Here is a 24,558-nt window from a genome sequence, read left to right as displayed (position 1 = left end):
GCGACTGTCCGCGGCAAAGCAGGGCAAACCGCCCGCCAAAATACAGCACTTTTTTCTTCGCTTGTTTTGAGAATGTTGTCGCATCCATGAATTCCGTCATACAAAAAGCTACACGCATCATCATCAAAGTTGGATCCTCGCTGGTCACCAATGATGGACGCGGCCTCGATCACGCGGCCATCGCACGCTGGGCGGCGCAGATTGCGGGCCTGCGCGCATTGGGCAAAGAGGTGGTGCTGGTGTCGTCCGGCGCGATCGCCGAGGGCATGCTGCGGCTGGGCTTCGAGCAGCGGCCCACCGATATCCATGAACTGCAGGCTTGCGCCGCTGTTGGCCAGATGGGCCTCGCGCAGATTTACGAAACCAGCTTCCGCGCGCACCAACTGGGCACGGCGCAGGTGCTGCTGACGCACGCCGACCTGGCGGACCGTGAGCGCTATCTCAATGCGCGTTCGACGCTGACTACCTTGCTGCGCTTGGGCGTGGTCCCGATCATCAACGAGAATGATACGGTGGTCACCGACGAGATCAAATTCGGCGATAACGATACGCTGGGCGCCTTGGTCGCCAATTTGATCGAGGCCGATGCGCTGATTATTCTCACCGACCAGAAGGGCTTGTACAGCGCCGATCCGCGCAAGGATCCGTCGGCAGTGCTGATCCAGCATGGCCGCGCGGGTGATCCGGCGCTGGAGGCGATGGCTGGTGGTGCCGGTTCGAGTCTGGGGCGTGGTGGCATGCTGACCAAGATCCTGGCCGCCAAGCGTGCGGCCAAGTCGGGTGCCCACACTGTGATCGCGTATGGCCGTGAGAATGAGGTGCTGGCGCGTTTGGCTAGCGGAGAATCGATTGGCACCGAGCTGGCGGCGCAAACCGGCCACCTGACGGCGCGCAAGCAGTGGATGGCGGATCACCTGCACACCGCAGGCCAGGTCGTGCTGGATGCCGGCGCGGTGCAGAAGCTGACCGGTGACGGCAAGTCGCTGCTGCCGATCGGTGTGACGGACGTGAAGGGTGAGTTCGGACGCGGTGCGGTGATTACGTGCGTGAATTCGGACGGCGTGCCGGTGGCGCGTGGTTTGTCGAACTACACCAGCGCCGAAACCCGCCGCATCATGCGCAAGCCGTCAAGCGAGATAGAATCCATCCTCGGCTTCGTCGAAGGCAAAGAGCTGATCCACCGCGACAATCTGGTTTTGGTTTAAATGCCTGCCGGTGCGGGCGTCTTGCTGCGGTAGTCGCACAGGTCGATCTGCATGCAGTTCCAGCATTCCGGCTTGCGCGCCTTGCAGGTGTAGCGGCCGTGCAGAATCAGCCAGTGGTGGGCGTCGAGCAGAAACTCTTTTGGTACGAATTTCAGCAGCTTCTGTTCGACGATATCCACGTTCTTCCCCGGCGCCAGACCCGTGCGGTTGGAGACGCGGAAGAGGTGCGTGTCCACTGCCATCGTCGGATGCCCGAACGCCGTATTCAGCACCACGTTCGCTGTCTTGCGGCCCACGCCCGGCAAGGCTTCCAGCGCTTCCCTGTCTTCCGGCACTTCGCCGTCATGCAGCTCAATCAGCATCCGGCAGGTGGCGATGACGTTTTTGGCCTTGGTCTTGTACAAACCAATGGTCTGGATGTAGGTCTTTAATTCTTCCTCGCCCAAATCCAGTATCGCCTGCGGCGTGTTCGCCACCGGGTACAGCTTGCGCGTGGCCTTGTTCACGCCGACGTCGGTTGCTTGCGCCGACAGCAGCACGGCGATCAGCAACTCAAACGGCGTCGTATATTCAAGCTCGGTAACGGGTTTCGGATTGGCGGCGCGGAAGCGCTCGAACATTTCTTGGCGTTTGGCTGGATTCATTGAGTATCTTGTTCTTTTTTGAGTCGCGCCCGCTCCATCGCCGCTGCGATGATTGCGCGCTTGCGTTCCTTCTCGGCGGCTGCGGCTTCGTCGGCCGGATCTATCGCCTGCACGGCGGCCATTTTGGCTTCGGCCTTGGCGGCCAGGCGCGCATCGTTTTCCTGTTTCTCGCGCTTGAGGCGCATGGCGCGGAAGTCGTGGCGTTCGCGCGCGGAATCGGCATCGGCTTGCGTCCACGCATCCCAGCCGGTGGTTTCGGTGACCGGGTACATGACGATGCAATCGACCGGGCAAGGCGACACGCACAGATCGCAGCCGGTGCAAAGCGACGGTGTCACGGTGTGCATCAACTTGGCTGCGCCGACGATCGCATCGACCGGGCAAGCCTGGATGCACAGCGTGCAGCCGATGCACAGCGATTCGTCGATATAGGCGACGGCGCGCGGGCGTTCCAGCCCGTTCACAGGATTCAGCGGGATGACTTTGCGGCCGGTGACCGCCGACAGCCGCGCGATGCCTTCGGCGCCGCCCGGCGGGCACTGGTTGATCTCGGCCGTGCCGGCGGCGATGGCTTCCGCGTAGGGACGACAGCCGTCAAAGCCGCATTTGGTGCATTGCGTCTGCGGCAGGACGTCTTCGATGCGGTCGGCAAGGGTAGGGTGGTCGGGCACGGCGAATGGTGGTCAGGCAAAAACCACATTATCCGATATCTGCGCGCTCCTTACGTAAAAACCTCACCCGGCGCACGGTTTGCCGCTCCAGCTCTTCAGCGTGCAGGCCCAGCGCAGGCTTCAGCAAATCGCGATGGCTGACGATGCCGACCAGCCGGCGCGTCTGCATGTCGGCCACCACCGGCAGCCGGCCCACGTTGTGCACGGCCAGCCGCGTGGCCAGCGTGCGGCAGGTTTCATCGGCCAGCGCGACGATGGGCACGTTGACGCCAAACAGTTCGCTCACGCGCAGCGCGCCCGGCTTGCTGGCCAAGCCTTTGCGATCCAGCATGCCGACCAGCGCGCCGTCGCGCACCACAGGGTGGGCGTGGTGCTTCAGCACGACATTGGCGATCAACGCATCGGCGTCTATGGTCTCGACGGCGCTGGTCATGACTTCGGCCACGCTGTGGCGCTCCATCGGGTCGATGCCGTATTCACGATAGATGTGGTGCCCGCGCCGCGCGATTTTTTCGGTCAGGATGGAGCGGTGCATGGTCATCACGGTGAAGGCGTAGGCCACGGTGGCGGTGGCCAGCACCGGCAGCAGGGCGTTGACGTCATGCGTCAGTTCAAACGCGAACACCACCGCCATCACCGGCGCGCGCATCATGCCGCCCAGCGTGGCGGCCATGAACACCAGCGGCCACACGGCCGGTTCGCCGCCCGGCAGGTAAGGGCCGAGCAAAGCCCCCAGGCCTGCACCCAGCATCAGCAGGGGCGCCAGCACGCCGCCCGAGGTGCCCGAGCCCAGTGCCAGCAGCCAGATCACGGCCTTGACGACCAGCAGGCTGAGGATGGCCGTGGCGGCCATGTGATTGTTGAGCAAGTCCGCGATCACGTCGTAGCCCACGCCCAGCGCGCGCGGCTGGACGTAGCCGCCGATGCCGACCGCGAGGCCGCCGATGGCCGGCCACCACATCCAGTGTACGGGCAGCTTGTGGAAGGCGTCTTCCACGCGGTACAGGGAGGTCGACAGCAACCACGCCAGCGCGCCGCACAGCAGGCCCGCGACCAGGCAGGAGATCAGCGCCGACGGCGGCAGCACCGCCGTATGGAGCGGGAACAGCGGCCCGCTTTCGATCAGCAGTGGACGCAGGAAGCCGGCCACCGCACACGCCACCGCCACCGGCGCCAGGCTGCGCGGACGCAGTTCAAACAGCAGCAGTTCCACCGCCAGCAGCACCGCCGCGATGGGCGTGCCGAACACGGCGGTCATGCCGGCCACCGCACCCGCCACCAGCAGCGCCTTGCGTTCGGCCGCGCTCAGGTGGAAGTGCTGGGCGATCAGCGAGCCGACCGCGCCGCCGGTCATGATGATCGGGCCTTCGGCGCCAAACGGGCCGCCGCTGCCGATGGCAATCCCGGATGCCAGCGGCTTCAGCACCGCCACCTTGGGCGACATGGTGGATTTCTTGAACAGGATGGCCTCGATGGCTTCCGGGATGCCGTGGCCGCGTATCGCTTCGCTGCCGTAGCGGGCGATCAGGCCGATCACCAGGCCGCCGATCACCGGCACTACGATCACCCAGGCACCCAGCGTGTGCGTGGCGGGGGAGGTGAACTCGGTGGAGAATTTCTGGAAGAAGAACAGGTTGGTGAAGAAGCGGATGGCGTGCAGCAGCAGGTCGGCGGTGACGGTGCTGAGGGCACCGACCACGGCGGCGATGCTGGCGATCAGCAGCAGCCGTGCCTGGCCGTCGAAATCGCGGCGGGAGTCATATTTATTCATGGCGGATTCGGGGAATGGTGAAGATGCCTTCCAGCGACAGCAGTTCGACGCGGTGTTGTTCGGCCAGTTGGGCCAGAATGGTTTCACCTTTGCGCAGCAGGTGTACTTCCACGCGGCGGCGGTCGATGGCGCTGTTGCGGCGTTCGACCAGACCCATGCTTTCGCAGCGCGTGATCAGCGCCACTGTGCCGTGGTGCTTGGCCTGCAGGCGTTCGGCCAGTTCGCTCACCGTGGCCCAGTTGCGGTCCGGGTAGCCTTTGATGTGGAGCAGCAGCAGGTATTGCAGCGGGGTGATGCCTTGCGCTTGCACCACGTCTTCGGAAAAGCGTTCGAAGCGGCGCATCTGGTAGCGGAATTCGGACAGCGCGGCGAAGTCCGATTTGCTGAGGTTGGAAGTAGTCATGCTGAAATATATCACAACGTGATGTATTTGGCTGTAAAAAAACCGCTCCGGAGAGCGGTTGGTGACGGCCGGTTAGCCGTGCTTCTTGATGAACTCGGTGATTTTCGGGCACACCATCTCGCGCCAGCGGCGGCCCGAGAAGATGCCGTAGTGGCCGGCGCCCGGCGCCACGAAGTCTTGCTGCATGTCGGCCGGAATGCCCGAGCACAGGTCGTGCGCGGCTTGCGTCTGGCCGGCGCCGGAAATGTCGTCCAGCTCGCCCTCGACGGTGAACAGGGCCACGGTCTTGATGTCGGCTGGCTTCACCAGCTTGCCGCCCACCAGCCATTCGCCCTTTGGCAGCGCGAAGTCCTGGAACACGGTCTTGATGGTGTCGAGGTAGTACTCGGCCGGCATGTCCAGCACGGCGTTGTACTCGTCGTAGAACTTGCGGTGCGATTCTGCGGTTTCCTCGTCGCCTTCCACCAGGTGGTTGTAGAAGTCGCGGTGGCTTTGCGCGTGACGGCCCGGGTTCATGGCGATGAAGCCGGCGTGCTGCAGGAAGCCTGGGTAGACCTTGCGGCCAAAGCCCGGATAGTTCGGCGGCACCGAGTAGATCACGGTGTTTTCAAACCACGAGAACTTCTTTTCGGTGGCCAGGTTGTTGACCTGCGTCGGCGAGCGGCGCGGGTCGATCGGGCCGCCCATCATGGTCATGGTCTTCGGCAGTTTCGGATCGTTGTCCGAGGCCATCAGCGAGATCGCGGCCAGCACCGGCACGGTCGGCTGGCACACCGAAATCACGTGCACATCCGGACCCAGCGCGCGGATGAAGTCCTGCACGTAGAAGATGTAGTCGTCCAGGTGGAACGGGCCTTCGCTGAGCGGCACCATGCGCGCATCGGTCCAGTCGGTGATGTAGACGTCGTGGTCGACGATCAGGCCGCGCACGGTGTCGCGCAGCAGCGTCGAGTGGTGGCCGGACAGCGGCGCCACCAGCAGCACGGTTGGCTGTTTCAGGGCCTTGAACTTTTTATCGTCCAGGTCTTTCTTGAAGTGGATCAGGCGGCAAAACGGTTTTTGCACTGCCACGTGCTCGATGATACCGACGGTCTCGCCCTTGATCTCGGTACTGTCGATTTCAAACGCCGGTTTCTCGTAATCCTTGCCCAGGCGGTACATCAATTCGTAGCCGGCGGCGATGCGCTGGGAAAACGGTGTATGTGCGAAAGGCGATATCGGGTTGGTGAACAGCTTGGAGGAAGCATCAGCCCACTGCATCAGGGGGGTGAGAAGCGAGCGCTGCATTTCATGGAGTTGGTAGAGCATAGGACGGTCCCGATTGGTAAGCGTGGTGCGATGCACCAATAACTACATCATAAGCCAATTTACCGGCGCTGTGTTTGTGACGTTAAAGCATTTCCTTGTTCTAAATTGCAAGACTACGTGGAATCCACAGGCAATCTTGTAAGAAAGAATAATACTGTTCTGGGAATAAAAAAAGCAGCCTTTCGGCTGCTTTTGTGTAGGACGCAAGCTTGTTGCGTACTCAATCGAACACAGGCGTTTCCACGCCCAGCACCTTGTGCAGTTTCGGCGAGGTGGTGGTGTACTGCATGTGGATCTTTTTGTCCGGGAAGATGTACGGCGCGGCGCCGAAGGCGGCCAGCGCGGCTTCGTGGAAGCCCGACAGGATCAGCTTCTTCTTGCCTGGGTAGGTGTTGATGTCGCCCACGGCGAAGATGCCCGGTACATTGGTTTCGAACTTCTCGGTGTTTTGCACCTTCAGCTGGCGGCGCTCGATGTCCAGGCCCCATTCAGCGATCGGGCCCAGCTTCGGCGACAGGCCGTAGAACACCAGCAGCATGTCCAGCGGCACGCGGCGGGTTACGCCGTCGGCGGCGGTCACCTTCAGGTGCTCCAGCTTGCCGTCGGCCGAGGTTTCGAAGCCGGTGGCGGTGCCGATCAGCAGTTGCATTTCGTAGTCGTCGCACAGGGCCTTCATCTTGGCGACCGAAGCCGGCGCGGCGCGGAAGTCTTCGCGACGGTGCAGCAGCACCACCGATTCAGCCTTGCCGACGAAGTTCAGGGCCCAGTCCAGCGCGGAGTCGCCGCCGCCGCAGATGACCAGGTTCTTGCCTTCGAACTGGGCAGGATCCTTGACCTTGTAGTGCAGCTGGGTGCCTTCGAACACTTCGATGCCGTCCACCTTCAGGGTGCGGGCCTGGAACGAGCCGACGCCGGCAGCGATGAAGATGGTCTTGGTCAGGAACTTGGTGCCCAGCGTGGTTTCGACGTCGAAGCGGCCGTCGTCGCGGCGCTCGACCTTGGTCACTTCCTGGCCCAGGTGGAAGGTCGGCTCGAACGGCTCGATCTGCTTGAGCAGGTTGTCGGTCAGTTCCTGGCCGGTGCACGATGGCACAGCCGGGATGTCGTAAATCGGTTTGTCAGGATACAGTTCCACGCACTGGCCACCCACGGCGTTCAGCGAATCGATCACGTGGGCCTTGATTTCCAGCAGGCCGAGTTCGAAGACCTGGAACAAGCCGACCGGGCCGGCGCCGATGATGACGGCATCAGCTTCGATGACGCCAGTAGGTGTAACGGTACTATTCATACGTGGTTTCCTGTGATTTCAGTGATGCAAAGGTGCGGGTGGCTTAGCGCACCAGCAGTTGCAGTTTCTCTTTGACGTCCTTGAACTGGTCGGCGTCGGCCAGCGGCGCGACCGTCTTGGTAATCGAAGGCCATTTGCGTGCCAGATCAACGTTGAGCTTGATGAATTGCTGTTGATCGCCTGGGACGTCCTCTTCGGCGTAGATCGCGTTGACTGGGCATTCGGCCACGCACACGGCGCAGTCGATGCACTCGTCAGGATCGATGGCGAGGAAGTTTGGGCCTTGGCGGAAACAATCTACCGGGCAAACATCGACGCAATCCGTGTAGCGGCAGGCGATGCAAGATTCGGTGACAACGTGGGTCATAACAGTCCTATCAATGTTGGTGTGCAGCGGCGTCGGTGGCGGGGGCGGTGCCTGGCTAACCTCGGCAAAGCACTGTATTTTAAGGTAATTCGCTCTTTCTCACAATTCGCGCTTATATACAATACATATAAGCAAATTCATTCGGCCCCCGCACAGACTGGCGCGGCCAGCGCGCAACTGGCATCATTGCGCCTTTGTTTATTCAGAGCAGGGGGATCCGCATGGCGGACATCAACATCGTCCAGGCGCACAGCCTGGCGCCGGAACAGGCCCGCGCGGCGGCCCAGCAAGTGGCCGACAAGCTGGCTGAACAGTTCGAACTGGCCTGCCGCTGGGACGGCGACGTGCTGCGCTTCGAGCGCAGCGGCGTCAACGGCGCGCTGACTTTGCATCCGAACCAGGCCCAGTTGCAGATCGCGCTGGGCTTCCCGATCAGCATGATGGCGGACATGGTCAAGGCCAAGGTCAGCGAGAAAATGCAGAAGGTTTTTATTTCCTAAAAACAATTATTATTGTTTTTTGTAAAATTCAATTGCGTAAAAGAATGGCATCAGTATAATGCGTGGCTATCGATGCATTTAATTCAATCAGTCTTTTACTATCTTAAGGACCACGCCATGCGCTCCATGCTTGCCATCTCCCTCGCTGCTGCTACCGCTATCATTGCCGTACCGGCTTCCGCTGCGGTGATCGATCTGACCTCGCTCAATCTGGCAGGCAGCGCGAAAATCGTTGATGGCGCGCTGCAGCTGACGCAGGCCACCAATGTGTCGCATCCGTCGGGCGTGGCCGGCGCCGGCTGGCTGGCGCAGAGCGTCTCGACTTCGCAATCGTTCAGCACCACCTTCTCGTTCTCGCTGAAAGGCGACGACAGCGGCAAGATGGCGGATGGCATCACGCTGGCGTTCCAGAACATCGGCAACAACATCACCGGCGTCGGTGGCGGCGACGTCGGCTACTGGAACCTGGGCGGCAAGGGCGCCTCGGCGGTGGGTTCGGTGATCCTGTCGTGGAACCAGAACGACTACGGCCTGAGCACCAACGGCGTGGTACAAGGCCTGAAAGATGCGCCGTTCAACCTGGGCGCGTCGAACAATGTGAGCGGCACCGAGACCGTCAGCTACAACGCGGTCACGCACGAGCTGACCATGACCGGCACCTTCCTCGATAACAGCACTGGTTTGTCGTACGCGGTCAGCGATGCCAAGACTGTGGACCTGTCCGCCAAGTTCGGCAGCACCATGTACGTCGGCTTCACCGGCGGCACCGGCGGCACCGATGCTGATCAGCGCATCACCTCGTTCAGCCTGACCTCGGCTGTGCCGGAGCCGGAAACCTACGCCATGCTGCTGGCCGGCCTCGGCCTGGTCGGTTTTGCGGCGCGACGCCGCAAGGCATAAAAAAGCAAAAGGCCCGCAAGGGCCTTTTTTTTTATTTCAGGTCTTCGATCAGGTCGATGTACAGCTGCTTGGCTTCGTCCTGGGTCTTGCCTTTCAACTCAGCCCACGCATCGTATTTGGCGCGGCCGACGAAGTCGGTCATGCCTGGACGGTCGCCGCTGACGTCGCCGGCCGACGCCTGTTTGAACAGGGCGTAGATCTTCAGCAGGGTCATATTGTCCGGACGTTCCGGCAGATTCTTCGAGTCCGCCTGGGCTTGATCAAATTGTTCTTGCAAACTCATACCGCGCTCCTTGATTGATTGGTTGTGATGACCGCGCCATCATAAACCGGCGGCGCTAGAGTGCGGGCTCCAAAACAGAACGGCGGCCATGCCGGGCTTGTCGCCCGCATGAACCGCCGTTTCCGATGCCCTTGCGGGCACTGCTTAAAACTCCGGAAGAATTACTTCTTCTTGGTCGGGTTGACAGCCGATTTCAGCGTGGCGCCAGCCGAGAATTTCGGGGTTTTCGACGCAGCGATTTTGATCGCTTCGCCGGTTGCAGGATTGCGGCCTTTGCGTGCAGCGCGCTTAGCGACGGAGAAGGTGCCGAAGCCAGTGATGCCAACCGAGTCGCCTTTTTTCAGACGCTCAGTGATGATGGCGATCAGCGTGTTCACTGCGCCGTTGGCGGCAGCAGCGGACAGTTCGGTGCGTTTCGCAAATTCTGCAATCAGTTCGCCTTTTTTCATTACTACCTCCTTGGTTATTAGAGCGCGCAGATTAGCATAAATATTGTCAAATGTAATGGTTTCTCGACGAAGCGCACCTTATATTTACTGTCTCGCTGCGGTGCAGCGCAAATAAACCCTTGTATTTAAAGGGCTTACGCGTTTTCGCCAAACACGCATCCGGCATAAAAAAGGTTTATGATGGAACGCGAAAAGGACGGGACCATGAGCTTTTCAGACGAAACACTGATGGCATATGCCGATGGCGAACTGGACGACGCGACCCGTTTGGAGGTCGAAGCGGCCATGCGTCTGGACAGCCGGCTGGTGCGGCGGGTGGCGCGCTTGCGCGCCGCGCGCGATGAAGAATTGTGCGCCGGCGGCCGCGCCGGCCACGGCGCCAATGTGGTGCAACTGGCGGCGGTGCGGGCCCAGCGCCTGGCCACGCAGCAGGCTGCGCGCAAGGCCACGCGCCGGCATTGGGGCTGGCTGGAATGGAGCGCGCTGGCGCTGGTGATGGTGCTGGGTCTGGCGGCCGGCAAGTTCGGGCTGGCGCGCTGGCAGCCCAACTGGCTGGGCGAACCGGCGCCGGCGCCGACCGAGGTGGCCAGCCGCAACGGCACGCTGGTGGCGCAGGGCCGGCTGGCCCTCGCGCTTAGCCAGCAGATGGGCGGCGCCGCGCCGTCCGATGGCGAGGTGCGCGTCGGCTTGAGCTTTTTATCGAACGAGGGTAGTTACTGCCGCAGCTTCACGCTGGTGGGGATGGCGCAGGATTTGGTGGGGATTGCCTGTCGCGCCAGCGAAGAGTGGCGGGTGCCGGTGCTGGTGCAGAATGCGCGGCCTTTGCCTGCAATGGGCAACTACCGGATGGCGGGGACCGAGATGCCGACGGCGCTGCTGGAAGCGATCGACCAGCGCATCGTCGGCGGCATGCTCGACCCGAGGGCCGAGATGGAAGCTTTACGCCGCAATTGGCAGCGCTAGCACGTCGTTCCGGCGCAGGCCGGAACCCAATTAGATTCCGGCCTGCGCCGGAATGACGGTTAGACTGCCAGCAGTTCGACGTCAAAGATCAGCGTCGCGTTTGGCGGGATCACGCCGCCGGCGCCGCGCGAGCCGTAGCCCAGGTCCGCTGGAATGATCAGCTGGCGGGTGCCGCCGATCTTCATGCCTTGCACGCCTTCGTCCCAACCACGGATCACCATGCCGGCGCCCAGGGCGAATTCAAACGGATCGTTGCGGTCTTTGCTCGAATCGAATTTCGGGCCTTTGCTGCCGTCGTCGTTGCGCAGCCAGCCGGTGTAGTGCACGGTGACGTTCTGGCCGGCTTTGGCTTCGGCGCCTTCGCCCACGGTCAGTTCGATGTATTGCAGGCCCGATGGGGTGGTAATAGTGGACATGATCTTCCTTTCATTAGAAACAGGCCAGAATTGTAGCAGGGGCAAGGGTTTGCACGTAAAATAAGGTTTTGCCTCTATAGCGATTTTCTTACATGCTCCGCAGTTTCCGCCGTATCGTCCTTTCCTGCGCTTTGCTGACCCTCGGCAGCGCGCAAGCCAATGTTGTGGTTGTCCTGAATTCACGTGACGCCACCGTGCAACTGCTGGACCAGGCGAGCTACCAGGATTTGTCCACCATCCCGGTCGGCAAGGAGCCGCACCATTTGATGGCGACGCCGGACAACAAGTCGCTGATCGTCGCCAGCTCGGTCGGCAATGAGCTGATTTTCCTCGATCCGAAATCGGGCCAGGTGCAGCGCAAGATCAAGGACATCCTCGACCCGTACCAGATCGGCTTTTCGCCGGACCAGAAGTGGTTCGTGTCGAACTCGCTGCGCCTGGACCGCGTGGACCTGTACAAATACGACGGCGCCAATATGACGCTGGCCAAGCGCATTCCGTTGCCCAAGCTGCCGAGCCACATGGCCTTCAACGCCGCCAGCAATATGGTGTTCATCACCCAGCAGGGCAGCGACCAGGTCAGCGCCATCGACCTCATCACGCAGACCGTGAAGTGGACGCTGCCGGTCGGCAGCCTGCCAGCTGGCATCGCCATGACGCCGGACGATAAATACCTGTTGGTCGGCATCATGGGCAAGGACTATGTCGAAGTGATCGACTGGAAAGCGCAGAAGACCGTCAAGCGCATCAAGACCGGGCAGGGCGCGCACAACTTCCGCTCGGCCGGCGATGGGCGCTACACTTATGTGTCGAACCGTGTTTCCAATTCGATCAACATCATTGATCAGAAGACATTGGAAAACGTCGGCCAGATCAACGTGCCCGGCGGCCCGGACTGCATGGAAGTGACCAGTGACGGCAAGACCATGTGGGTCACGCTGCGCTGGATTAAAAAGGTGGCGGTGATTGACCTGGCGACCCGCAAGGTGATCAAGACGATCCCGGTAGGCCGCTCGCCGCATGGTGTGTTCTTCTTTAACTCTGCCCAACGCTGATGAAAACTGCCGCCGCCCTGACCTTGTTAGCGCTGGCGGTGACGCCGGCTGTGCACGCCGTTGAGCCGGCGCCCGCCAAGGCCGTCAACGATGGCGCGCGCGACGTCAATGCCGCCGCCCGCGCCGCCAACGCGCAGGCGCGCGAACGCAACGGCCCGGCCCAGCGCGCCGCCGAAGCCCGCGCCGCCGGCCTCGCCGCCGCCGCTGGCGCAGCAGGCACCGCAGCCGCTGCCAAGGCCGCGCCAGCTAGCGCGCCGGCCGCCGTCGCCCCGCCTGTTGCGGCGAGCAAGCCCTCGTACTGCAAAGGCACCATCTACCTGACCTTTGACACCGGCAGCCAGTCGCAGGCCGAGCTGATCGCCGACACGCTGAATCGCCACAAGATCAAAGCCACCTTCTTCCTGGCCAACGAGAAAACCGTGCGCGGCGACTACTCGCTCGACCCGTCCTGGTCGGCCTACTGGAAAGCGCGGGTGGCGGAAGGCCACGCCATCGGCTCGCACACCTTCGACCACGTGGTCTACGCCAAGGACGGCGCCGACGGCAAGATCGTGGTCAAGCCCGGCTTTGGCGACAGCGCCGGAAAACAAATCAGCCTGACCTCCAAACAGTACTGCGAACAAATCCAGCGCGTCGACCAACGCTTTGTCGAGCTGACCGGCAAGCACCTCGACCCGATCTGGCGCGCCCCGGCGGGCCGCACCTCGCCGCGCCTGCTGGAGATGGGCAAGGCCTGCGGCTACGCGCATGCAGGCTGGTCGCCGGCCGGCTTCAGCGGCGATGAACTGTCCAGCAGCGCCTATCCCAACGACGTGCTGCTGAAAAAGCTGCTGCGCGAGCTGAAGGGCGGCGACATCGTGCTGATCCACATGGGCATCTGGTCGCGCAAGGACGCCTGGGCGCCAGCGAATTTGGAACCGCTGATCAGCGGACTGGAACAGAAAGACATGTGCTTCGCCACCCTGCGCGAACACCCGGACTATAAAAAATGATACAAACCCTCTCAGACTGGCTGGGCCTGGCCCAGGGCTGGTTGTTTGAAACCGCCATCCAGCCGCTGGTGTTCCAGCTCGGCTTTGGCGAATTTATTGAAGACGCCTTCGAAGGCACCGAGTGGCTGCTGATCGGCGTGCTGGAACTGGCGCTGCTGTTCCTGGTGCTGCGGCCGATGGAAGCCATGATCCCGGCGCAGAACATCACCGATCCGCGCGCGCGCTGGAACGATTTCCTGTACACCGTGCTGCACCGGATCGGCATCTTCTCGGTGCTGATTTTCCTGACGCTTGATCCGCTGCTGGACGCCGTTACCGCCGCGCTGCGTTTCGACGGCGTCAAGCCGTTCAACCTCGAAGCGCTGTGGCCGGCGCAGTGGCCCGCACTTGGCCCGCTGGGCGCATTCTTCGTGTATTTCGTGGTGCTGGATTTCTTCGATTACTGGTATCACCGCGCCTCGCACAAATTCAACTGGTGGTGGGCGCTGCACGGCCTGCACCACAGCCAGCAGAACATGAACCTGTGGAGCGACAACCGCAACCACCTGCTGGACGACTTGCTGCGCGACGTCTACATGGGCGTGATCGCGATCGGCATCGGCGTCGAGCCGGGGCAGTATGTGCTGCTGGTGTCGGTGTCGCGCATCCTGCAAAGCCTGCAGCACGCGAACGTGCGTCTGCATTTTGGCTGGCTGGGCGAACGCCTGCTGGTGTCGCCGCGCTATCACCGCATGCACCACGCGATCGGCGTCGGCCATGAAAACGCCAACGGCAAGCTGGGTGGCTGCAATTTCGCCGTGCTGCTGCCGGTGTGGGACATGATTTTCCGCACCGCGAATTTCACGCCGGAGTTTGTCGCCACCGGCATCCGCGACCAGCTGCCGGGCGCGGACGGCACGCCAGGCCGCGAATATGGACGCGGCTTCTGGTCGCAGCACTGGCTGGGTCTGAAACGCATGGTCGAATACGCACGCAAGGAGGTGGTCTGATGGTTGGCGTACTGCGCGCATGGAGCCGCGCTTTCCTGTCGCAATGGCACGGCAAGATGCTGTTGATGAGCATTGCGCCGTTCCTGCTGGCGCTGGGTGTCTGGGCGGTGCTGCTGTATCTGTATTTGCAGCCGCTGGTCGACCAGCTGCACGCGCTGTTCACCGAGCATAACCTGTTCGTCACCAGCACCAGCTGGCTGCGCAGCGTCGGCCTCGGCACGCTGACGGCGGTGGTGACTCCGCTGATCGCCATGCTGGCCTTGCTGCCGCTGATGATCCTGACCGCGCTGATCTTCATCGGCGTGGTGGCGATGCCGGTGATCGGCCGCCACGTCGGCCTGCGCCACTATCCGCAGCTGGAACAGCGCAAGGGCGGTTCCATCCTCGGCAGCATTGGCGTGGCGCTGGGCGGCATGCTGATTTTCATGGGCCTGTGGATCCTCGCGCTGCCGCTGTACATGTTCCCGCCGCTGGCGGTGGCGGTGCAGGCGCTGCTGTGGGGCTGGCTGACCACCCGCGTGATGGTCTACGACACGCTGGCCGACTACGCCAGCGCCGAGGAGCGGCGCCAGATCCTGCGCCAGCACCGCTGGCCGCTGCTGGTCATCGGCGTGATCTCGGGTGCGGCCGGCGCGCTGCCAGGCGCGATCTGGCTGGGCGGGGTGATGGCGGTGGTGTTGTTCCCCTTCCTGGCGGCCGCGTCGATCTGGCTGTACGTACTGATTTTTATCTTCACCGGCCTGTGGTTCGCGTACTATTGCATGGATGCGCTGGCGCAGCTGCGCGCGCAGCCGGTCATCATCGAGGAGTAAACACATGGCAATCGGACTCATCATCATTGGCGACGAAATCCTGTCCGGCCGGCGGGTCGACCAGCACTTCCCGAAAGTGGTGCAAATGCTGGCCGCGCGCGGCCTGCAGCTGGGCTGGGCCGAAGTGCTGCCCGACGATCCGGTGCGCATCACCGCCACGCTGAAGCGCACCTTCGCCAGCGACGACATCGTGTTCTGCTGCGGCGGCATCGGCGCCACGCCGGACGACCACACGCGCCAGGCCGCCGCCGACGCGCTGGGCAAGCCGCTGGTGCTGCATGAACAGGGCAAGATCAATATCCAGCAGCGCATCGTGCAAATGGCGCAGGAAGCGGGGCAGGTGGCCGATCTCAACTCGGCTGAAAACCTGCACCGCCTGAAGATGGCCGAGTTTGCCGAGGGGGCTGCGCTCATCCCCAATCCGTACAACAACATCGCCGGCTTCGCGCTGCACAAGCACTACTTCGTGCCGGGCTTCCCGGTGATGGCGTGGCCGATGCTGGAGTGGGTGCTGGACAACCACTACGCCGACCTGTTCAACCGCGAGCCGCACATGGAGCGGTCGGTGCTGGTGTACGAGGCGGCCGAGTCGGCGCTGACGCCGCTGATGGTGGCGATAGAAAAACAGTATCCGCGCGTGAAAGTCTTTAGCCTGCCGAGCGTCGGCGACGCCAACACGCGCCGTCATATCGAGCTCGGCGTGAAGGGCGAGCCGGTGCAAACGGCCACTGCGTTTATCCAATTGTGCGACGAGCTGCGCAAGCTCAATGTAGAGTTCAGCAACATTTAGTGCGCGCTGTTATCACCGAGCTAAAACGGCGCTCCGCCTTCGGGTAGAGCGCCGTTGTTTTTTTGCGAAAAACAAACGGCGCGCGCAATTTATTCTGCGTCCGTTCCGGTCAGCGGCGCTGTGTTGTGGTGCAATGGAAGCGTGTAAGCGCAGTCTGTAAGTTCTACTGAATCATCGACCGGTTTGAATCATATGTTAAGCAATCGTCGTTTCCGCCGGCCCCGTCTGGTTGTACGCGCAGTACGCAAATTGCGTGCAGGCGCGGCAGCATTTGGTTATCGCCGCAAGCGCCACTTGAAAGTGGTGCCGCCTCCTACTCCCGAACAAACCGAAGCCCACCTGGCGCAAGCGCAAATGGATCCGCCGCTGCCGCCGGACGAGGGCGCGCCGAAGAAGAGCAAGCGCTCGCGCAATGCCTTCCTGCTTTTGCTGCTGGTGGGTGTGTCGTTTGCCGTCTACTGGGGCTATCGCGAAACCCTGACTTCGTCCTTGCAGGCGCGCGTGTTCAGCGATATGGCCAGCAAGCTGACCTACAAGGTGGAGCAGGGGCCGAGCAAATCGATCCGCTTCCCGCATGACAGCCCGTACGACGAGCGGCTCGGCTACGCCGGCTTGCCGGACTACCTGGGCAAGCTGCGCACGCGCGACTATCAAGTGGCGGCGCAGGCGCGCATCTCGCCCAAGATGGCCGAGCTGGCCGACATGGGCGTGTTCCCGACCTACCGCGAAAAGACCAAGACCGGCCTGACGATTGTCGACTGCCGCGCGCAGGAGTTGTTTGCGGCCAGCTATCCGGAACGCATCTACAATAAATTCGACCAGGCGCCGCCGGTGCTGGTGAGCAGCCTGCTGTTCATTGAGAACCGCGAACTGCTCGACAACACCTACCCGAAACGCAATCCGGCGGTGGAGTGGGACCGCCTCGGCAAGGCCGTGCTCGAGAAGAGCGTGAGCGCCGTGGCGGGCGGCCATCGCGCGGCCGGCGGCAGCACGCTGGCGACGCAGATCGAGAAGTACCGCCACTCGCCGGAAGGCCGCACCGGTTCGATGAAGGACAAGCTGCAGCAAATGGTGTCGGCCAGCCTGCGTTCCTACCAGGACGGCCCGGACACCCTCAAGGCGCGCCGCCGCATCGTGCTCGAGTATCTGAACACCGTGCCGCTGTCGGCCAAGCCCGGCTACGGCGAAGTGAACGGCATCGGCGACGGCATGTGGGTGTGGTACGGCCGCTCGTTCGACGAAGTGAACACGCGCCTGAACGGCAAGCTCGATCATCCTGACGCCGAGACCGCCCTGATCTTCAAGGAAGCGCTGAGCCTGATGATTGCGCAGCGCCGCCCGAGCTACTATCTGGGCGACGGCGCGGCCGACCTGGAAGTGCTGGCCAACAGCCACCTGCGCATCCTGGCCAGCGACGGCGCCATCACGCCGGCCATGCGCGACGTGGCCTTGCAGCAGAAGCTGCATCCGGCCACCGGCAACGGCTTGCAGTCGGCGCCGCCGCAGACCTTCGTCAGCCGCAAGGCCTCGAACGCGATCCGCAACCACCTGGCCAACCTGCTGGGCGACAACCGCATGTACAACCTCGACCGCCTCGACCTGAGCGTGGTCAGCACGCTGGACGCGCAAGCCCAGACCGCCGTCACGCAAGTGCTGCGCGATCTGCGCGATCCAGAAAAGGCCAAGGCCGCAGGCCTGACCGGCAAGGGCATGCTGGGCAACGGCGATCCGGCCAATGTGGTGTACAGCTTCACCTTGCTGGAGAAGGGCGAGCAGAACAACCTGCTGCGCCTGCAGACCGACAACTTCGACCAGCCGCTGGACATCAACGAAGGCGCCAAGCTGGACCTCGGCTCGACCGCCAAGCTACGTACGCTGATAACCTACCTTGATATCGTCGACCAGTTGCACAAGCGCCTCGGCGGCATGGACGCGGCGGCGCTGGCGCAGGTCAAGGTCGATCCGCAGGACAAGCTGACGCAATGGGCGGTCGAGTACTTCAAGGCCTTGCCGGTCGATCCTGAAAAGCGTGCGCTGACGCCGATGCTGAACGCGGCGATGGAGCGCAAGTATTCGGGCAACCCGGGCGAGGGCTTCTTCACCGGTGGCGGCCTGCACCACTTCGGCAATTTCTCGAAGGAAGACAACTTCAAGATCCTGACCGTGACCGAAGCGCTGCGCCATTCCACCAACCTGGTGTTCGTGCGCTTGATGCGCGACGTCGCCAAGTACTACATGTTCCAGTCGCCGGGCTCGTCGGCCTCGCTGCTGTCGGATGCGGACGATCCGCGCCGCGCCGGCTACCTGGCGCGCTTCGCAGACAAGGAAGGCAAGGAATTCCTGGTGCGCTTCTACGCCAAGTACAAGGGCAAGCCGGCGTCCGAGCTGGACAAGATCCTGCTGGCGAATATCCGCAGCACGCCGGTGCGGCTGGCGGTGATCCACCGCACCGTGTATCCGGCGGCCACGCAGGACCAGTTTGCGGCCTTCCTGAAGGACAACCTGCCGTCGCAGAACGAAGTGCCGGACGAGCGCGTGGCCAAGCTGTACGAGCAGTATGCGATCGATAAATGGTCGCTGGCCGATCGCGGCTACCTGGCCAGCGTACACCCGCTGGAACTGTGGATGGCGGCCTACCTGCGTTCGCATCCGGGCGCGACGCTGACGGAAATGACAGCGGCCAGCGAGAAGGAGCGGCAGGAGGTCTACCAGTGGCTGTTCAAGACCCACCGCAAACACGCGCAGGACAAGCGCATTGCCGGGCTGATCGAGATGGAAGGCTTCATGGAAATCCACAAGCAGTGGAAGAAGATGGGCTATCCGTTTGAATCGCTGGTGCCGTCGTATGCGACCACGCTGGGGGCGTCGGCCGACCGTCCGGCCTCGCTGGCGGAGATGATGGGGATAGTCGTCAACGGCGGCGTGCGCAAGAGCACGCAGCGCGTGAGCTCGCTGCACTTTGCCAAGGGCACGCCGTATGAAACGCTGGTGACCAAGGCGCCGCCGACCAGCAACGAACAAGTGCTGTCGCCGGAAGTGGCGCGGGTGGTGGCGGATGCGATACGCGGCGTGGTGTCGGATGGTACGGCCAAGCGCGTGAAGTCGGCGTTTGTGTCGGCCGATGGATCGATCATTCCGGTGGGCGGCAAGACCGGTACCGGTGACCAGCGCTTCGACGTGTATGCGGGCGGCGGGCGCCTGATCGAGTCGCGTTATGTGAACCGTTCGGCGACGTTTGTGTTCAACATCGGCGAGCGCTTCTTTGGATCGATGACCGCGTATGTGCATGGGCCGGAATCGAAGAACTACGACTTCACCAGTGCCTTGCCGGTGCAGTTGTTGGTGGTATTGGCGCCTAGCCTGATGCCGTTGATCGAACCGAACGCGCCGGTGAAAGCCGCTGCGCCGGCGCCGGTGATCGTGAAGGCCGGTGGTGTGGCGCCTGAAACGGCACAGCCGCTGAAGCCTGCTCTACCGGCGTGCGGAGGTTGATGGCGGGGGACGTGTGGTAAGGTATCGACCCATGAAACCACTGCGCCATCACATGTCCAAGATACTCAAATTCACGCAGTTTTCCCTGCGCGATCTGGTCGTCGCCGCCGCCCCCACCTTGTTGCTGATCGTCGGCGTCTGCCTGCTGGCCTACTGGCTGGTGGACCCGGCGCCGCCGCGCACGGTGCGGCTCGGCACCGGCCAGGAAAACTCCGCCTACGAAGACTTCGGCAAGAAATACGCCGCCGCCCTCGCCAAGCACGGCGTCAAGGTGACGCTGGTGCCCTCGGCCGGTTCCAGCGAAAACCTCAAGCACCTGCGCGAAGGCACGGTCGATCTCGCCTTCGTGCAAAGCGGCACCACCAACGAGGAAGCGGCCGAGCGCGAAGGCCTGTCCTCGCTGGGCAGCCTGTTCGTTGAACCGCTGTGGCTGTTCCTGCGCGAAGAGAAGGGCAAGCCGCCCATCACCAAGCTGACGCAACTGCGCGGCAAGAAGATTAACTTCGGCGCCAAGGGCGCTGGCTCGGCGCGCCTGTTCCGCCAGATCCTGGAGCTGAACGGGGTGGAGAAGGATGAAGTCGAGCGCTACTCGCTGGCCAACACGCCGGCCACGGTGGAGCTGCTGGAAGGCCGCATCGACGGCCTGGTGTTCACCTCGGCGCCGGAAGCGCCGCTGATCCAGATGCTTTTGCAGACCCCGGGTATCCGACTGTTCGACTTCAACCAGGCCGAAGCCTACGCGCGCAAGCTGCCGTTCCTGACCCATGTGCAGCTGCCGCAGGGGATCGTCGACCTCGGCCGCAATATTCCTGCCGAGGACTACAACCTGATCGCGCCGACCGCCACGCTGGTGGGGCGTGAAGACGTGCATCCGGCGCTGGTGGACTTGTTCGTGCAGGCGGCGGCGTCGATTCACAGCGGCGCGGGCTGGTTCCAGCAGCAGGGCCAGTTCCCGTCGGCCAAGTACACCGAGATCCCGGTCGACCCGGAAGCAGCCAAGTTCTTCAAGAGCGGCCCGCCGTTCCTGCAGCGCTACATGACCTTCTGGCTGGCCAATTTCTTTGACCGCATGTGGGTGCTGGTGGTGGCGCTGGGCGCCTTGATCCTGCCGCTGTCGAAGGTGATTCCGCCGCTGTACGTGTGGCGCATCCGTTCGCGCGTGTACCGCTGGTATGGCCAGCTGCGGGCGGTGGAGCAAAAGGTGGAGGACGCGCCGGAAGCGACGCGCATGCAGGTGTACCAGGAACAGCTCAAGCGGCTCAACGAGATCGAAGAGCTGGTCAACCAGGTGTCGATCCCGCTGTCGTTTGCCGACGGCCTGTACGGCTTGCGCAGCCACATCCAGTTCGTGCGCAAGCGGATCCAGTTCCTGATGGACGAGGCCGCGCCCGCCGCATCAGAAAACGTGCCGGTCTAGCAGTTCAGGCGCCGATCCACGGCAGGCCGGCGTGGCACCAGCCGTTGATGTTCTTGCGGTGGCCGCGCTCGTCCTTGTCGCCCTCGAAGCCTTCAAGGATGTCGAAGCAATGCTGGTAGCCATGCTCGCTCGCCAAGGTGGCTGCACCACGCGAGCGCACGCCGGAGCGGCACAGGAACAAAATCACTTGGTCCTTTCTTGCTACCGAGTTCAATTGCTCGATAAATTCGTGGTTGGCGATGCCGCCCGGATACACATTCCACTGCACCGCACCATGTTGGGCTTCCGGTATCGCCACCCGGCCCACCCAATCGCGTTCGGCATTGGTGCGCACGTCGACCAGCTTGACGGCGTTTTCAAGGCTCAGCAATTCATAGGCTTCGGCCGGCGTCACCGCGCCCTCATAGGCCCAGTCCTTGCGGCGTCCACGCGCCACGGCCAGAATCTCATCAATTTTGCTCATAGGGTGTTCCGGTTATAAGTTTGAGTTTATTATATGGCGTCCGCGCAAGTCCGCGACGCCGATGCACCAAAACCATGCGATTTTCAGAAAATATCCCGCAATGCACTCATAAGGTGCAAAATATGGGAGACGCACCAATAAGGTGCGAGATTGATCTGCTGTAACTGCACTTTGGGCTGGCACGGATACTGCTTATTTAGGCCTCACGAGTTCCACATATTCCCTTTAGGAGATACGCATGGCAATTACAGCCGCAGAAGTTCTGAAAATGGTCCAGGAAAACGAAGTTAAATTCGTTGATTTCCGTTTCGCTGATACCCGTGGTAAAGAACAGCACGTCACCGTGCCAGTGTCGGCTTTCGACATCGACAAGTTCGAATCGGGTCACGCTTTCGACGGTTCCTCGATCGCCGGCTGGAAAGGTATTGAAGCATCGGACATGATTCTGCTGCCGGATCCAAACACCGCGCGCATCGACCCGTTCATGGAAGAGACCACCCTGTTCATGCAGTGCGATGTGATCGAACCAGCCGACGGCAAAGGTTACGACCGCGACCCACGCTCCATCGCCAAGCGCGCTGAAGCCTACCTGAAATCGACCGGCATCGGCGACACCGCCTACTTCGGTCCAGAACCAGAATTCTTCATCTTCGACAGCGTGCGCTGGAAGATCGACATGTCCGGCTGCTTCGTCAAAGTGGACTCCGACGAAGCGTCGTGGTCGACCGACAAGGAAATCGAAGGCGGCAACAGCGGCCACCGTCCTACCGTCAAGGGCGGCTACTTCCCAGTGCCACCAGTGGACAGCTTCCAGGACATGCGTTCGGAAATGTGCCTGATCCTGGAATCGCTGGGCATCCCGGTTGAAGTGCACCACCACGAAGTGGCTGGCGCCGGCCAGAACGAAATCGGCACCAAGTTCTCGACCCTGGTTGAGCGCGCCGACTGGACCCAGAACCTGAAATACGTGGTCTGGAACGTGGCCCACAGCTACGGCAAAACCGCGACCTTCATGCCGAAACCTATCGTTGGCGACAACGGTTCGGGCATGCACGTGCACCAGTCGATCTGGAAAGACGGCAAAAACCTGTTCGCCGGCGACGGCTATGCAGGCCTGTCGGATGACGCGCTGTACTACATCGGCGGCATCATCAAGCACGCTAAAGCACTGAACGCGATCACCAACCCAGGCACCAACTCGTACAAGCGCCTGGTGCCAGGCTACGAAGCGCCTGTGAAACTGGCGTACTCGGCGAAAAACCGTTCGGCTTCGATCCGTATTCCACACGTGGCCAATCCAAAAGGCCGCCGTATCGAAACCCGCTTCCCGGATCCACTGGCCAACGTCTACCTGTGCTTCTCGGCGCTGCTGATGGCCGGTCTGGACGGTATCCAGAACAAGATCCACCCAGGCGAAGCAGCATCGAAAGATCTGTACCACCTGCCGCCGGAAGAAGATGCACTGATCCCAACCGTCTGCGCATCGCTGGAAGAAGCACTGGACAACCTGAACAAAGACCGCGAGTTCCTGACCCGTGGCGGCGTGTTCAGCGATTCGATGATCGATGCTTACATCGAACTGAAAATGCAAGACGTACAACGTATGCGCATGACCACTCACCCAGCTGAGTTCGACATGTACTACTCGCTGTAATCACCACGGCAACACTGGTGATGTAGCAAAGAAACGCGGGGCAGGCAGTGCTTTCCCCGCGTTTTTTATTGGATGTTGTATATTCGGGATGGATACTTCCACCCACGGATTACGAATGACGACGAGCTTCAAATTGAGTGTGTTGCTGGCGCTGATGGTATCGGGCGCCGCGCAAGGGCAGATTTACAAGTGCCAGCCGCCCGGCGGCAGCGTGGAATTCACCGATATCAATCGCGGCAGCTACTGCAAGCTGATGGACCTGCCCGGTGTGACGGTGCCGGCGCCGGTGCGCCGGGCCGCGCCAGCGCCGCGCAATGCGCAGCCGGTGGCGGCGCCGGGCGAGTTCCCGCGCGTGGACAGCGCCGAGCAGCGCGCGCGCGACGCCGACCGGCGCGGCATCCTCGAGGACGAGCTCAAGACCGAAATGCAGAAACTGGCCGAGTTGCGCCGCGAGTTCAATAACGGCGAGCCGGAACGGCGCGGCGATGAACGCAACTATGCCAAGTACCAGGAACGGACGGCCGCGCTGCGCGACAGCATCAGCCGCTCGGAAAAAAATGTCGATGCCTTGAAACGTGAGATCGCGAATATCCGATGACGAGTTTGCCATGAGTATAGTGAGTAATATCGCCGCCCGCGCGGCCGCCGTGATCAGCCGCCCGCCGTCGCTGGCCGGGTTGGAATTGCTGGCCTCCGCCGTGGTGGTGCTGGACTGCGACGACCGCATCTTTTACGCCAACGCCGCCGCCGAAAACCTGCTGGAGAGCTCGCTTAAAGCGCTGTCACGCCAAACGCTGAATGCGCTGTTCCTCAATACCGACGAGCTGGACAATATCTGCGCACAAGCGCGCGAGCACAAATTCTCCGACCTGCGCCAGGACCTGATGCTGGAACGCGCGGGCCGCGATCCGCTGCATGTGCACAGCATCGTCTCGGCGCTGGAGGATCCGGCCTGCGGCGTGCTGATCGAGCTGCGCGAAAACCAGCAACACCTCAAGCTGGACCGCGAGGAACGCATTCTCGATCAGAGCCAGGTCAACAAGGAGCTGATCCGCAACCTCGCGCACGAGATCAAGAACCCGCTGGGCGGCATCCGTGGTGCGGCGCAGCTGCTGGAAATGGAGCTGCCGGCGCTGCATGCGGTGCAGCTGCGCGAGTACACGCAGGTCATCATCAAGGAAGCGGACCGGCTGCAAACGCTGGTGGACCGCCTGCTGGCGCCGCACCGCCGGCCGCACATCGTCGGCGACGTCAACATCCACGAAGTGCTGGAGCGCGTGCGCAGCCTGATGCTGGCCGAGTTCCCGTCCGGCCTGACCATCCTGCGCGACTACGACGCTTCGATCCCCGAGTTCCGCGGCGATAAGGAGCAGCTGATCCAGACCGTGCTCAACATCGCGCATAACGCTGCGCAAGCACTGTCGGCGCAGATCGAAGCGGGCGCGGCGCAGATTGTTTTGAAGACGCGCGTAGCGCGCCAGGTCACTCTGGCCAAGGTCCGCTACGGGCTGGCATTAGACTTGCATATCATTGACAATGGACCGGGTATCGCACCGCAGATCCGCGACCGCATCTTCTACCCATTGGTGTCAGGCAGGGAGGGCGGCAGCGGCCTTGGATTGACCTTGGCGCAGACCTTCGTGCAACAGCACATGGGCGTGATCGAGTGCGAGAGCCGGCCTGGATTTACGGATTTCCGTATCCTGTTGCCGTTGCCTTAGGAATG

25 protein-coding genes are annotated in these 24,558 nt (G+C 62.2%); 14 read left to right on the top strand and 11 right to left on the bottom strand.

Translation table 11 applies throughout. The features are described 5' to 3' along the window. Window positions 1–86 precede the first annotated feature (86 nt). Window positions 87–1,205 carry a glutamate 5-kinase gene (gene proB / locus BMZ70_RS20045; RefSeq protein ID WP_092278701.1) on the top strand — a complete coding sequence of 373 codons (1,119 nt, stop codon included), beginning with the start codon at window positions 87–89 and terminating at the stop codon, window positions 1,203–1,205. On the opposite strand, the gene nth is transcribed toward proB, so the two are convergent. The 7 genes from nth to fdxA form a co-directional block, all read right to left on the bottom strand. Continuing rightward, window positions 1,202–1,849, bottom strand: coding sequence for an endonuclease III (gene nth, locus BMZ70_RS20040; protein WP_092278699.1), 648 nt, complete (start codon window positions 1,847–1,849; stop codon window positions 1,202–1,204). The two genes, proB and nth, sit on opposite strands and share 4 nt — an antisense overlap. Continuing rightward, a complete protein-coding gene (rsxB, locus tag BMZ70_RS20035; RefSeq protein ID WP_092278698.1) occupies window positions 1,846–2,520 on the bottom strand; it encodes an electron transport complex subunit RsxB in 675 nt (224 codons plus the stop codon). Before rsxB ends, nth begins: the two co-directional genes overlap by 4 nt. A 28-nt stretch (window positions 2,521–2,548) precedes the next feature. Further along, entirely contained in the window at window positions 2,549–4,291 is a 1,743-nt protein-coding gene (locus BMZ70_RS20030) for a chloride channel protein (protein ID WP_092278696.1), read from the bottom strand. Continuing rightward, complete coding sequence (locus BMZ70_RS20025) at window positions 4,284–4,694, bottom strand: MarR family winged helix-turn-helix transcriptional regulator (RefSeq protein WP_092278694.1); 411 nt, start codon at window positions 4,692–4,694, stop codon at window positions 4,284–4,286. Before BMZ70_RS20025 ends, BMZ70_RS20030 begins: the two co-directional genes overlap by 8 nt. A gap of 72 nt (window positions 4,695–4,766) precedes the next feature. Further along, entirely contained in the window at window positions 4,767–6,002 is a 1,236-nt protein-coding gene (locus tag BMZ70_RS20020) for a polyhydroxyalkanoate depolymerase (RefSeq protein WP_092278692.1), read from the bottom strand. Window positions 6,003–6,222: 220 nt separating this feature from the next. Continuing rightward, a complete protein-coding gene (locus tag BMZ70_RS20015) occupies window positions 6,223–7,290 on the bottom strand; it encodes an NAD(P)/FAD-dependent oxidoreductase (protein ID WP_092278690.1) in 1,068 nt (355 codons plus the stop codon). Window positions 7,291–7,333: 43 nt separating this feature from the next. Further along, the gene (fdxA, locus tag BMZ70_RS20010) at window positions 7,334–7,657 is read right to left on the bottom strand and encodes a ferredoxin FdxA (RefSeq protein WP_092278688.1); all 324 of its coding nucleotides are present in this window, start codon (window positions 7,655–7,657) and stop codon (window positions 7,334–7,336) included. Between the two features lie 221 nt (window positions 7,658–7,878). Here fdxA and BMZ70_RS20005 point away from each other — a divergent pair, with 221 nt between their 5' ends. Together BMZ70_RS20005 and BMZ70_RS28930 are read left to right on the top strand one after the other, a co-directional pair. Next, entirely contained in the window at window positions 7,879–8,157 is a 279-nt protein-coding gene (locus tag BMZ70_RS20005) for a polyhydroxyalkanoic acid system family protein (RefSeq protein ID WP_092278686.1), read from the top strand. Between the two features lie 117 nt (window positions 8,158–8,274). Then, window positions 8,275–9,057 (top strand): PEPxxWA-CTERM sorting domain-containing protein, encoded by a 783-nt coding sequence (locus BMZ70_RS28930; RefSeq protein WP_130301097.1) that lies wholly within the window; start codon window positions 8,275–8,277, stop codon window positions 9,055–9,057. A 31-nt stretch (window positions 9,058–9,088) separates the two neighbouring features. Here the strand turns inward: BMZ70_RS28930 and BMZ70_RS19995 are convergent, their stop codons facing one another. Together BMZ70_RS19995 and BMZ70_RS19990 are read right to left on the bottom strand one after the other, a co-directional pair. Beyond that, window positions 9,089–9,340: an acyl-CoA-binding protein gene (locus BMZ70_RS19995; RefSeq protein WP_092278682.1), complete on the bottom strand. Its 252-nt coding sequence runs from the start codon at window positions 9,338–9,340 to the stop codon at window positions 9,089–9,091. A gap of 161 nt (window positions 9,341–9,501) precedes the next feature. After that, a complete protein-coding gene (locus BMZ70_RS19990; protein WP_343730338.1) occupies window positions 9,502–9,807 on the bottom strand; it encodes an HU family DNA-binding protein in 306 nt (101 codons plus the stop codon). A 186-nt stretch (window positions 9,808–9,993) separates the two neighbouring features. Here BMZ70_RS19990 and BMZ70_RS19985 point away from each other — a divergent pair, with 186 nt between their 5' ends. After that, window positions 9,994–10,752 (top strand): hypothetical protein, encoded by a 759-nt coding sequence (locus tag BMZ70_RS19985; RefSeq protein ID WP_092279540.1) that lies wholly within the window; start codon window positions 9,994–9,996, stop codon window positions 10,750–10,752. A 59-nt stretch (window positions 10,753–10,811) separates the two neighbouring features. On the opposite strand, the gene BMZ70_RS19980 is transcribed toward BMZ70_RS19985, so the two are convergent. Then, window positions 10,812–11,168: an FKBP-type peptidyl-prolyl cis-trans isomerase gene (locus BMZ70_RS19980; RefSeq protein WP_092278680.1), complete on the bottom strand. Its 357-nt coding sequence runs from the start codon at window positions 11,166–11,168 to the stop codon at window positions 10,812–10,814. Between the two features lie 92 nt (window positions 11,169–11,260). Here BMZ70_RS19980 and BMZ70_RS19975 point away from each other — a divergent pair, with 92 nt between their 5' ends. From BMZ70_RS19975 to BMZ70_RS19945, 7 genes are all read left to right on the top strand, one after another. Beyond that, the gene (locus BMZ70_RS19975) at window positions 11,261–12,223 is read left to right on the top strand and encodes a YVTN family beta-propeller repeat protein (protein WP_092278678.1); all 963 of its coding nucleotides are present in this window, start codon (window positions 11,261–11,263) and stop codon (window positions 12,221–12,223) included. After that, complete coding sequence (locus BMZ70_RS19970; protein ID WP_229205513.1) at window positions 12,223–13,215, top strand: polysaccharide deacetylase family protein; 993 nt, start codon at window positions 12,223–12,225, stop codon at window positions 13,213–13,215. Before BMZ70_RS19975 ends, BMZ70_RS19970 begins: the two co-directional genes overlap by 1 nt. Then, window positions 13,212–14,204, top strand: a complete 993-nt coding sequence (locus tag BMZ70_RS19965; RefSeq protein ID WP_092278676.1) for a sterol desaturase family protein — start codon at window positions 13,212–13,214, stop codon at window positions 14,202–14,204. The genes BMZ70_RS19970 and BMZ70_RS19965 overlap by 4 nt, the downstream gene beginning before the upstream one ends. Continuing rightward, on the top strand, window positions 14,204–15,016 hold the full coding sequence (locus tag BMZ70_RS19960; RefSeq protein ID WP_092278674.1) for an EI24 domain-containing protein: 813 nt from the start codon (window positions 14,204–14,206) through the stop codon (window positions 15,014–15,016). Before BMZ70_RS19965 ends, BMZ70_RS19960 begins: the two co-directional genes overlap by 1 nt. 4 nt (window positions 15,017–15,020) lie before the next feature. Then, window positions 15,021–15,806 (top strand): competence/damage-inducible protein A, encoded by a 786-nt coding sequence (locus BMZ70_RS19955; protein ID WP_092278672.1) that lies wholly within the window; start codon window positions 15,021–15,023, stop codon window positions 15,804–15,806. 354 nt (window positions 15,807–16,160) lie between these two features. Further along, on the top strand, window positions 16,161–19,298 hold the full coding sequence (locus BMZ70_RS19950) for a transglycosylase domain-containing protein (RefSeq protein ID WP_092279536.1): 3,138 nt from the start codon (window positions 16,161–16,163) through the stop codon (window positions 19,296–19,298). Window positions 19,299–19,350: 52 nt separating this feature from the next. After that, on the top strand, window positions 19,351–20,715 hold the full coding sequence (locus BMZ70_RS19945; protein ID WP_092279534.1) for a TAXI family TRAP transporter solute-binding subunit: 1,365 nt from the start codon (window positions 19,351–19,353) through the stop codon (window positions 20,713–20,715). A gap of 4 nt (window positions 20,716–20,719) precedes the next feature. Here the strand turns inward: BMZ70_RS19945 and BMZ70_RS19940 are convergent, their stop codons facing one another. Further along, window positions 20,720–21,178, bottom strand: coding sequence for a rhodanese-like domain-containing protein (locus BMZ70_RS19940; RefSeq protein WP_092278670.1), 459 nt, complete (start codon window positions 21,176–21,178; stop codon window positions 20,720–20,722). Window positions 21,179–21,416: 238 nt separating this feature from the next. Between BMZ70_RS19940 and glnA the strand changes: the two genes are divergently transcribed. The 3 genes from glnA to glnL all read left to right on the top strand — a co-directional run bounded on the left by glnA (window position 21,417) and on the right by glnL (window position 24,553). Continuing rightward, a complete protein-coding gene (glnA, locus tag BMZ70_RS19935; RefSeq protein WP_092278668.1) occupies window positions 21,417–22,832 on the top strand; it encodes a type I glutamate--ammonia ligase in 1,416 nt (471 codons plus the stop codon). A gap of 115 nt (window positions 22,833–22,947) precedes the next feature. Then, window positions 22,948–23,430: a DUF4124 domain-containing protein gene (locus BMZ70_RS19930; RefSeq protein ID WP_092278666.1), complete on the top strand. Its 483-nt coding sequence runs from the start codon at window positions 22,948–22,950 to the stop codon at window positions 23,428–23,430. 10 nt (window positions 23,431–23,440) lie between these two features. Beyond that, the gene (gene glnL, locus BMZ70_RS19925) at window positions 23,441–24,553 is read left to right on the top strand and encodes a nitrogen regulation protein NR(II) (protein ID WP_092278664.1); all 1,113 of its coding nucleotides are present in this window, start codon (window positions 23,441–23,443) and stop codon (window positions 24,551–24,553) included. Window positions 24,554–24,558: the final 5 nt, after the last annotated feature.

Source organism: Duganella sp. CF402, from assembly GCF_900109645.1.
Lineage (GTDB): Bacteria > Pseudomonadota > Gammaproteobacteria > Burkholderiales > Burkholderiaceae_D > Rugamonas.
This window is presented reverse-complemented; position numbering and strand designations above follow the sequence as displayed.

Coding starts and splice junctions, on each gene's coding strand:
- BMZ70_RS20030 (WP_092278696.1), bottom strand. CDS start 4,291: ATGAATAAATATGACTCCCGCCGCGATTTCGACGGCCAGGCACGGCTG.
- proB (WP_092278701.1), top strand. CDS start 87: ATGAATTCCGTCATACAAAAAGCTACACGCATCATCATCAAAGTTGGA.
- BMZ70_RS19995 (WP_092278682.1), bottom strand. CDS start 9,340: ATGAGTTTGCAAGAACAATTTGATCAAGCCCAGGCGGACTCGAAGAAT.
- BMZ70_RS19985 (WP_092279540.1), top strand. CDS start 9,994: ATGAGCTTTTCAGACGAAACACTGATGGCATATGCCGATGGCGAACTG.
- BMZ70_RS19975 (WP_092278678.1), top strand. CDS start 11,261: ATGCTCCGCAGTTTCCGCCGTATCGTCCTTTCCTGCGCTTTGCTGACC.
- BMZ70_RS19930 (WP_092278666.1), top strand. CDS start 22,948: ATGACGACGAGCTTCAAATTGAGTGTGTTGCTGGCGCTGATGGTATCG.
- BMZ70_RS19940 (WP_092278670.1), bottom strand. CDS start 21,178: ATGAGCAAAATTGATGAGATTCTGGCCGTGGCGCGTGGACGCCGCAAG.
- BMZ70_RS19945 (WP_092279534.1), top strand. CDS start 19,351: ATGTCCAAGATACTCAAATTCACGCAGTTTTCCCTGCGCGATCTGGTC.
- BMZ70_RS19980 (WP_092278680.1), bottom strand. CDS start 11,168: ATGTCCACTATTACCACCCCATCGGGCCTGCAATACATCGAACTGACC.
- BMZ70_RS19955 (WP_092278672.1), top strand. CDS start 15,021: ATGGCAATCGGACTCATCATCATTGGCGACGAAATCCTGTCCGGCCGG.
- BMZ70_RS19970 (WP_229205513.1), top strand. CDS start 12,223: ATGAAAACTGCCGCCGCCCTGACCTTGTTAGCGCTGGCGGTGACGCCG.
- BMZ70_RS20015 (WP_092278690.1), bottom strand. CDS start 7,290: ATGAATAGTACCGTTACACCTACTGGCGTCATCGAAGCTGATGCCGTC.
- fdxA (WP_092278688.1), bottom strand. CDS start 7,657: ATGACCCACGTTGTCACCGAATCTTGCATCGCCTGCCGCTACACGGAT.
- BMZ70_RS20025 (WP_092278694.1), bottom strand. CDS start 4,694: ATGACTACTTCCAACCTCAGCAAATCGGACTTCGCCGCGCTGTCCGAA.
- BMZ70_RS20005 (WP_092278686.1), top strand. CDS start 7,879: ATGGCGGACATCAACATCGTCCAGGCGCACAGCCTGGCGCCGGAACAG.
- BMZ70_RS20020 (WP_092278692.1), bottom strand. CDS start 6,002: ATGCTCTACCAACTCCATGAAATGCAGCGCTCGCTTCTCACCCCCCTG.
- BMZ70_RS28930 (WP_130301097.1), top strand. CDS start 8,275: ATGCGCTCCATGCTTGCCATCTCCCTCGCTGCTGCTACCGCTATCATT.
- BMZ70_RS19950 (WP_092279536.1), top strand. CDS start 16,161: ATGGATCCGCCGCTGCCGCCGGACGAGGGCGCGCCGAAGAAGAGCAAG.
- nth (WP_092278699.1), bottom strand. CDS start 1,849: ATGAATCCAGCCAAACGCCAAGAAATGTTCGAGCGCTTCCGCGCCGCC.
- BMZ70_RS19960 (WP_092278674.1), top strand. CDS start 14,204: ATGGTTGGCGTACTGCGCGCATGGAGCCGCGCTTTCCTGTCGCAATGG.
- glnA (WP_092278668.1), top strand. CDS start 21,417: ATGGCAATTACAGCCGCAGAAGTTCTGAAAATGGTCCAGGAAAACGAA.
- BMZ70_RS19965 (WP_092278676.1), top strand. CDS start 13,212: ATGATACAAACCCTCTCAGACTGGCTGGGCCTGGCCCAGGGCTGGTTG.
- glnL (WP_092278664.1), top strand. CDS start 23,441: ATGAGTATAGTGAGTAATATCGCCGCCCGCGCGGCCGCCGTGATCAGC.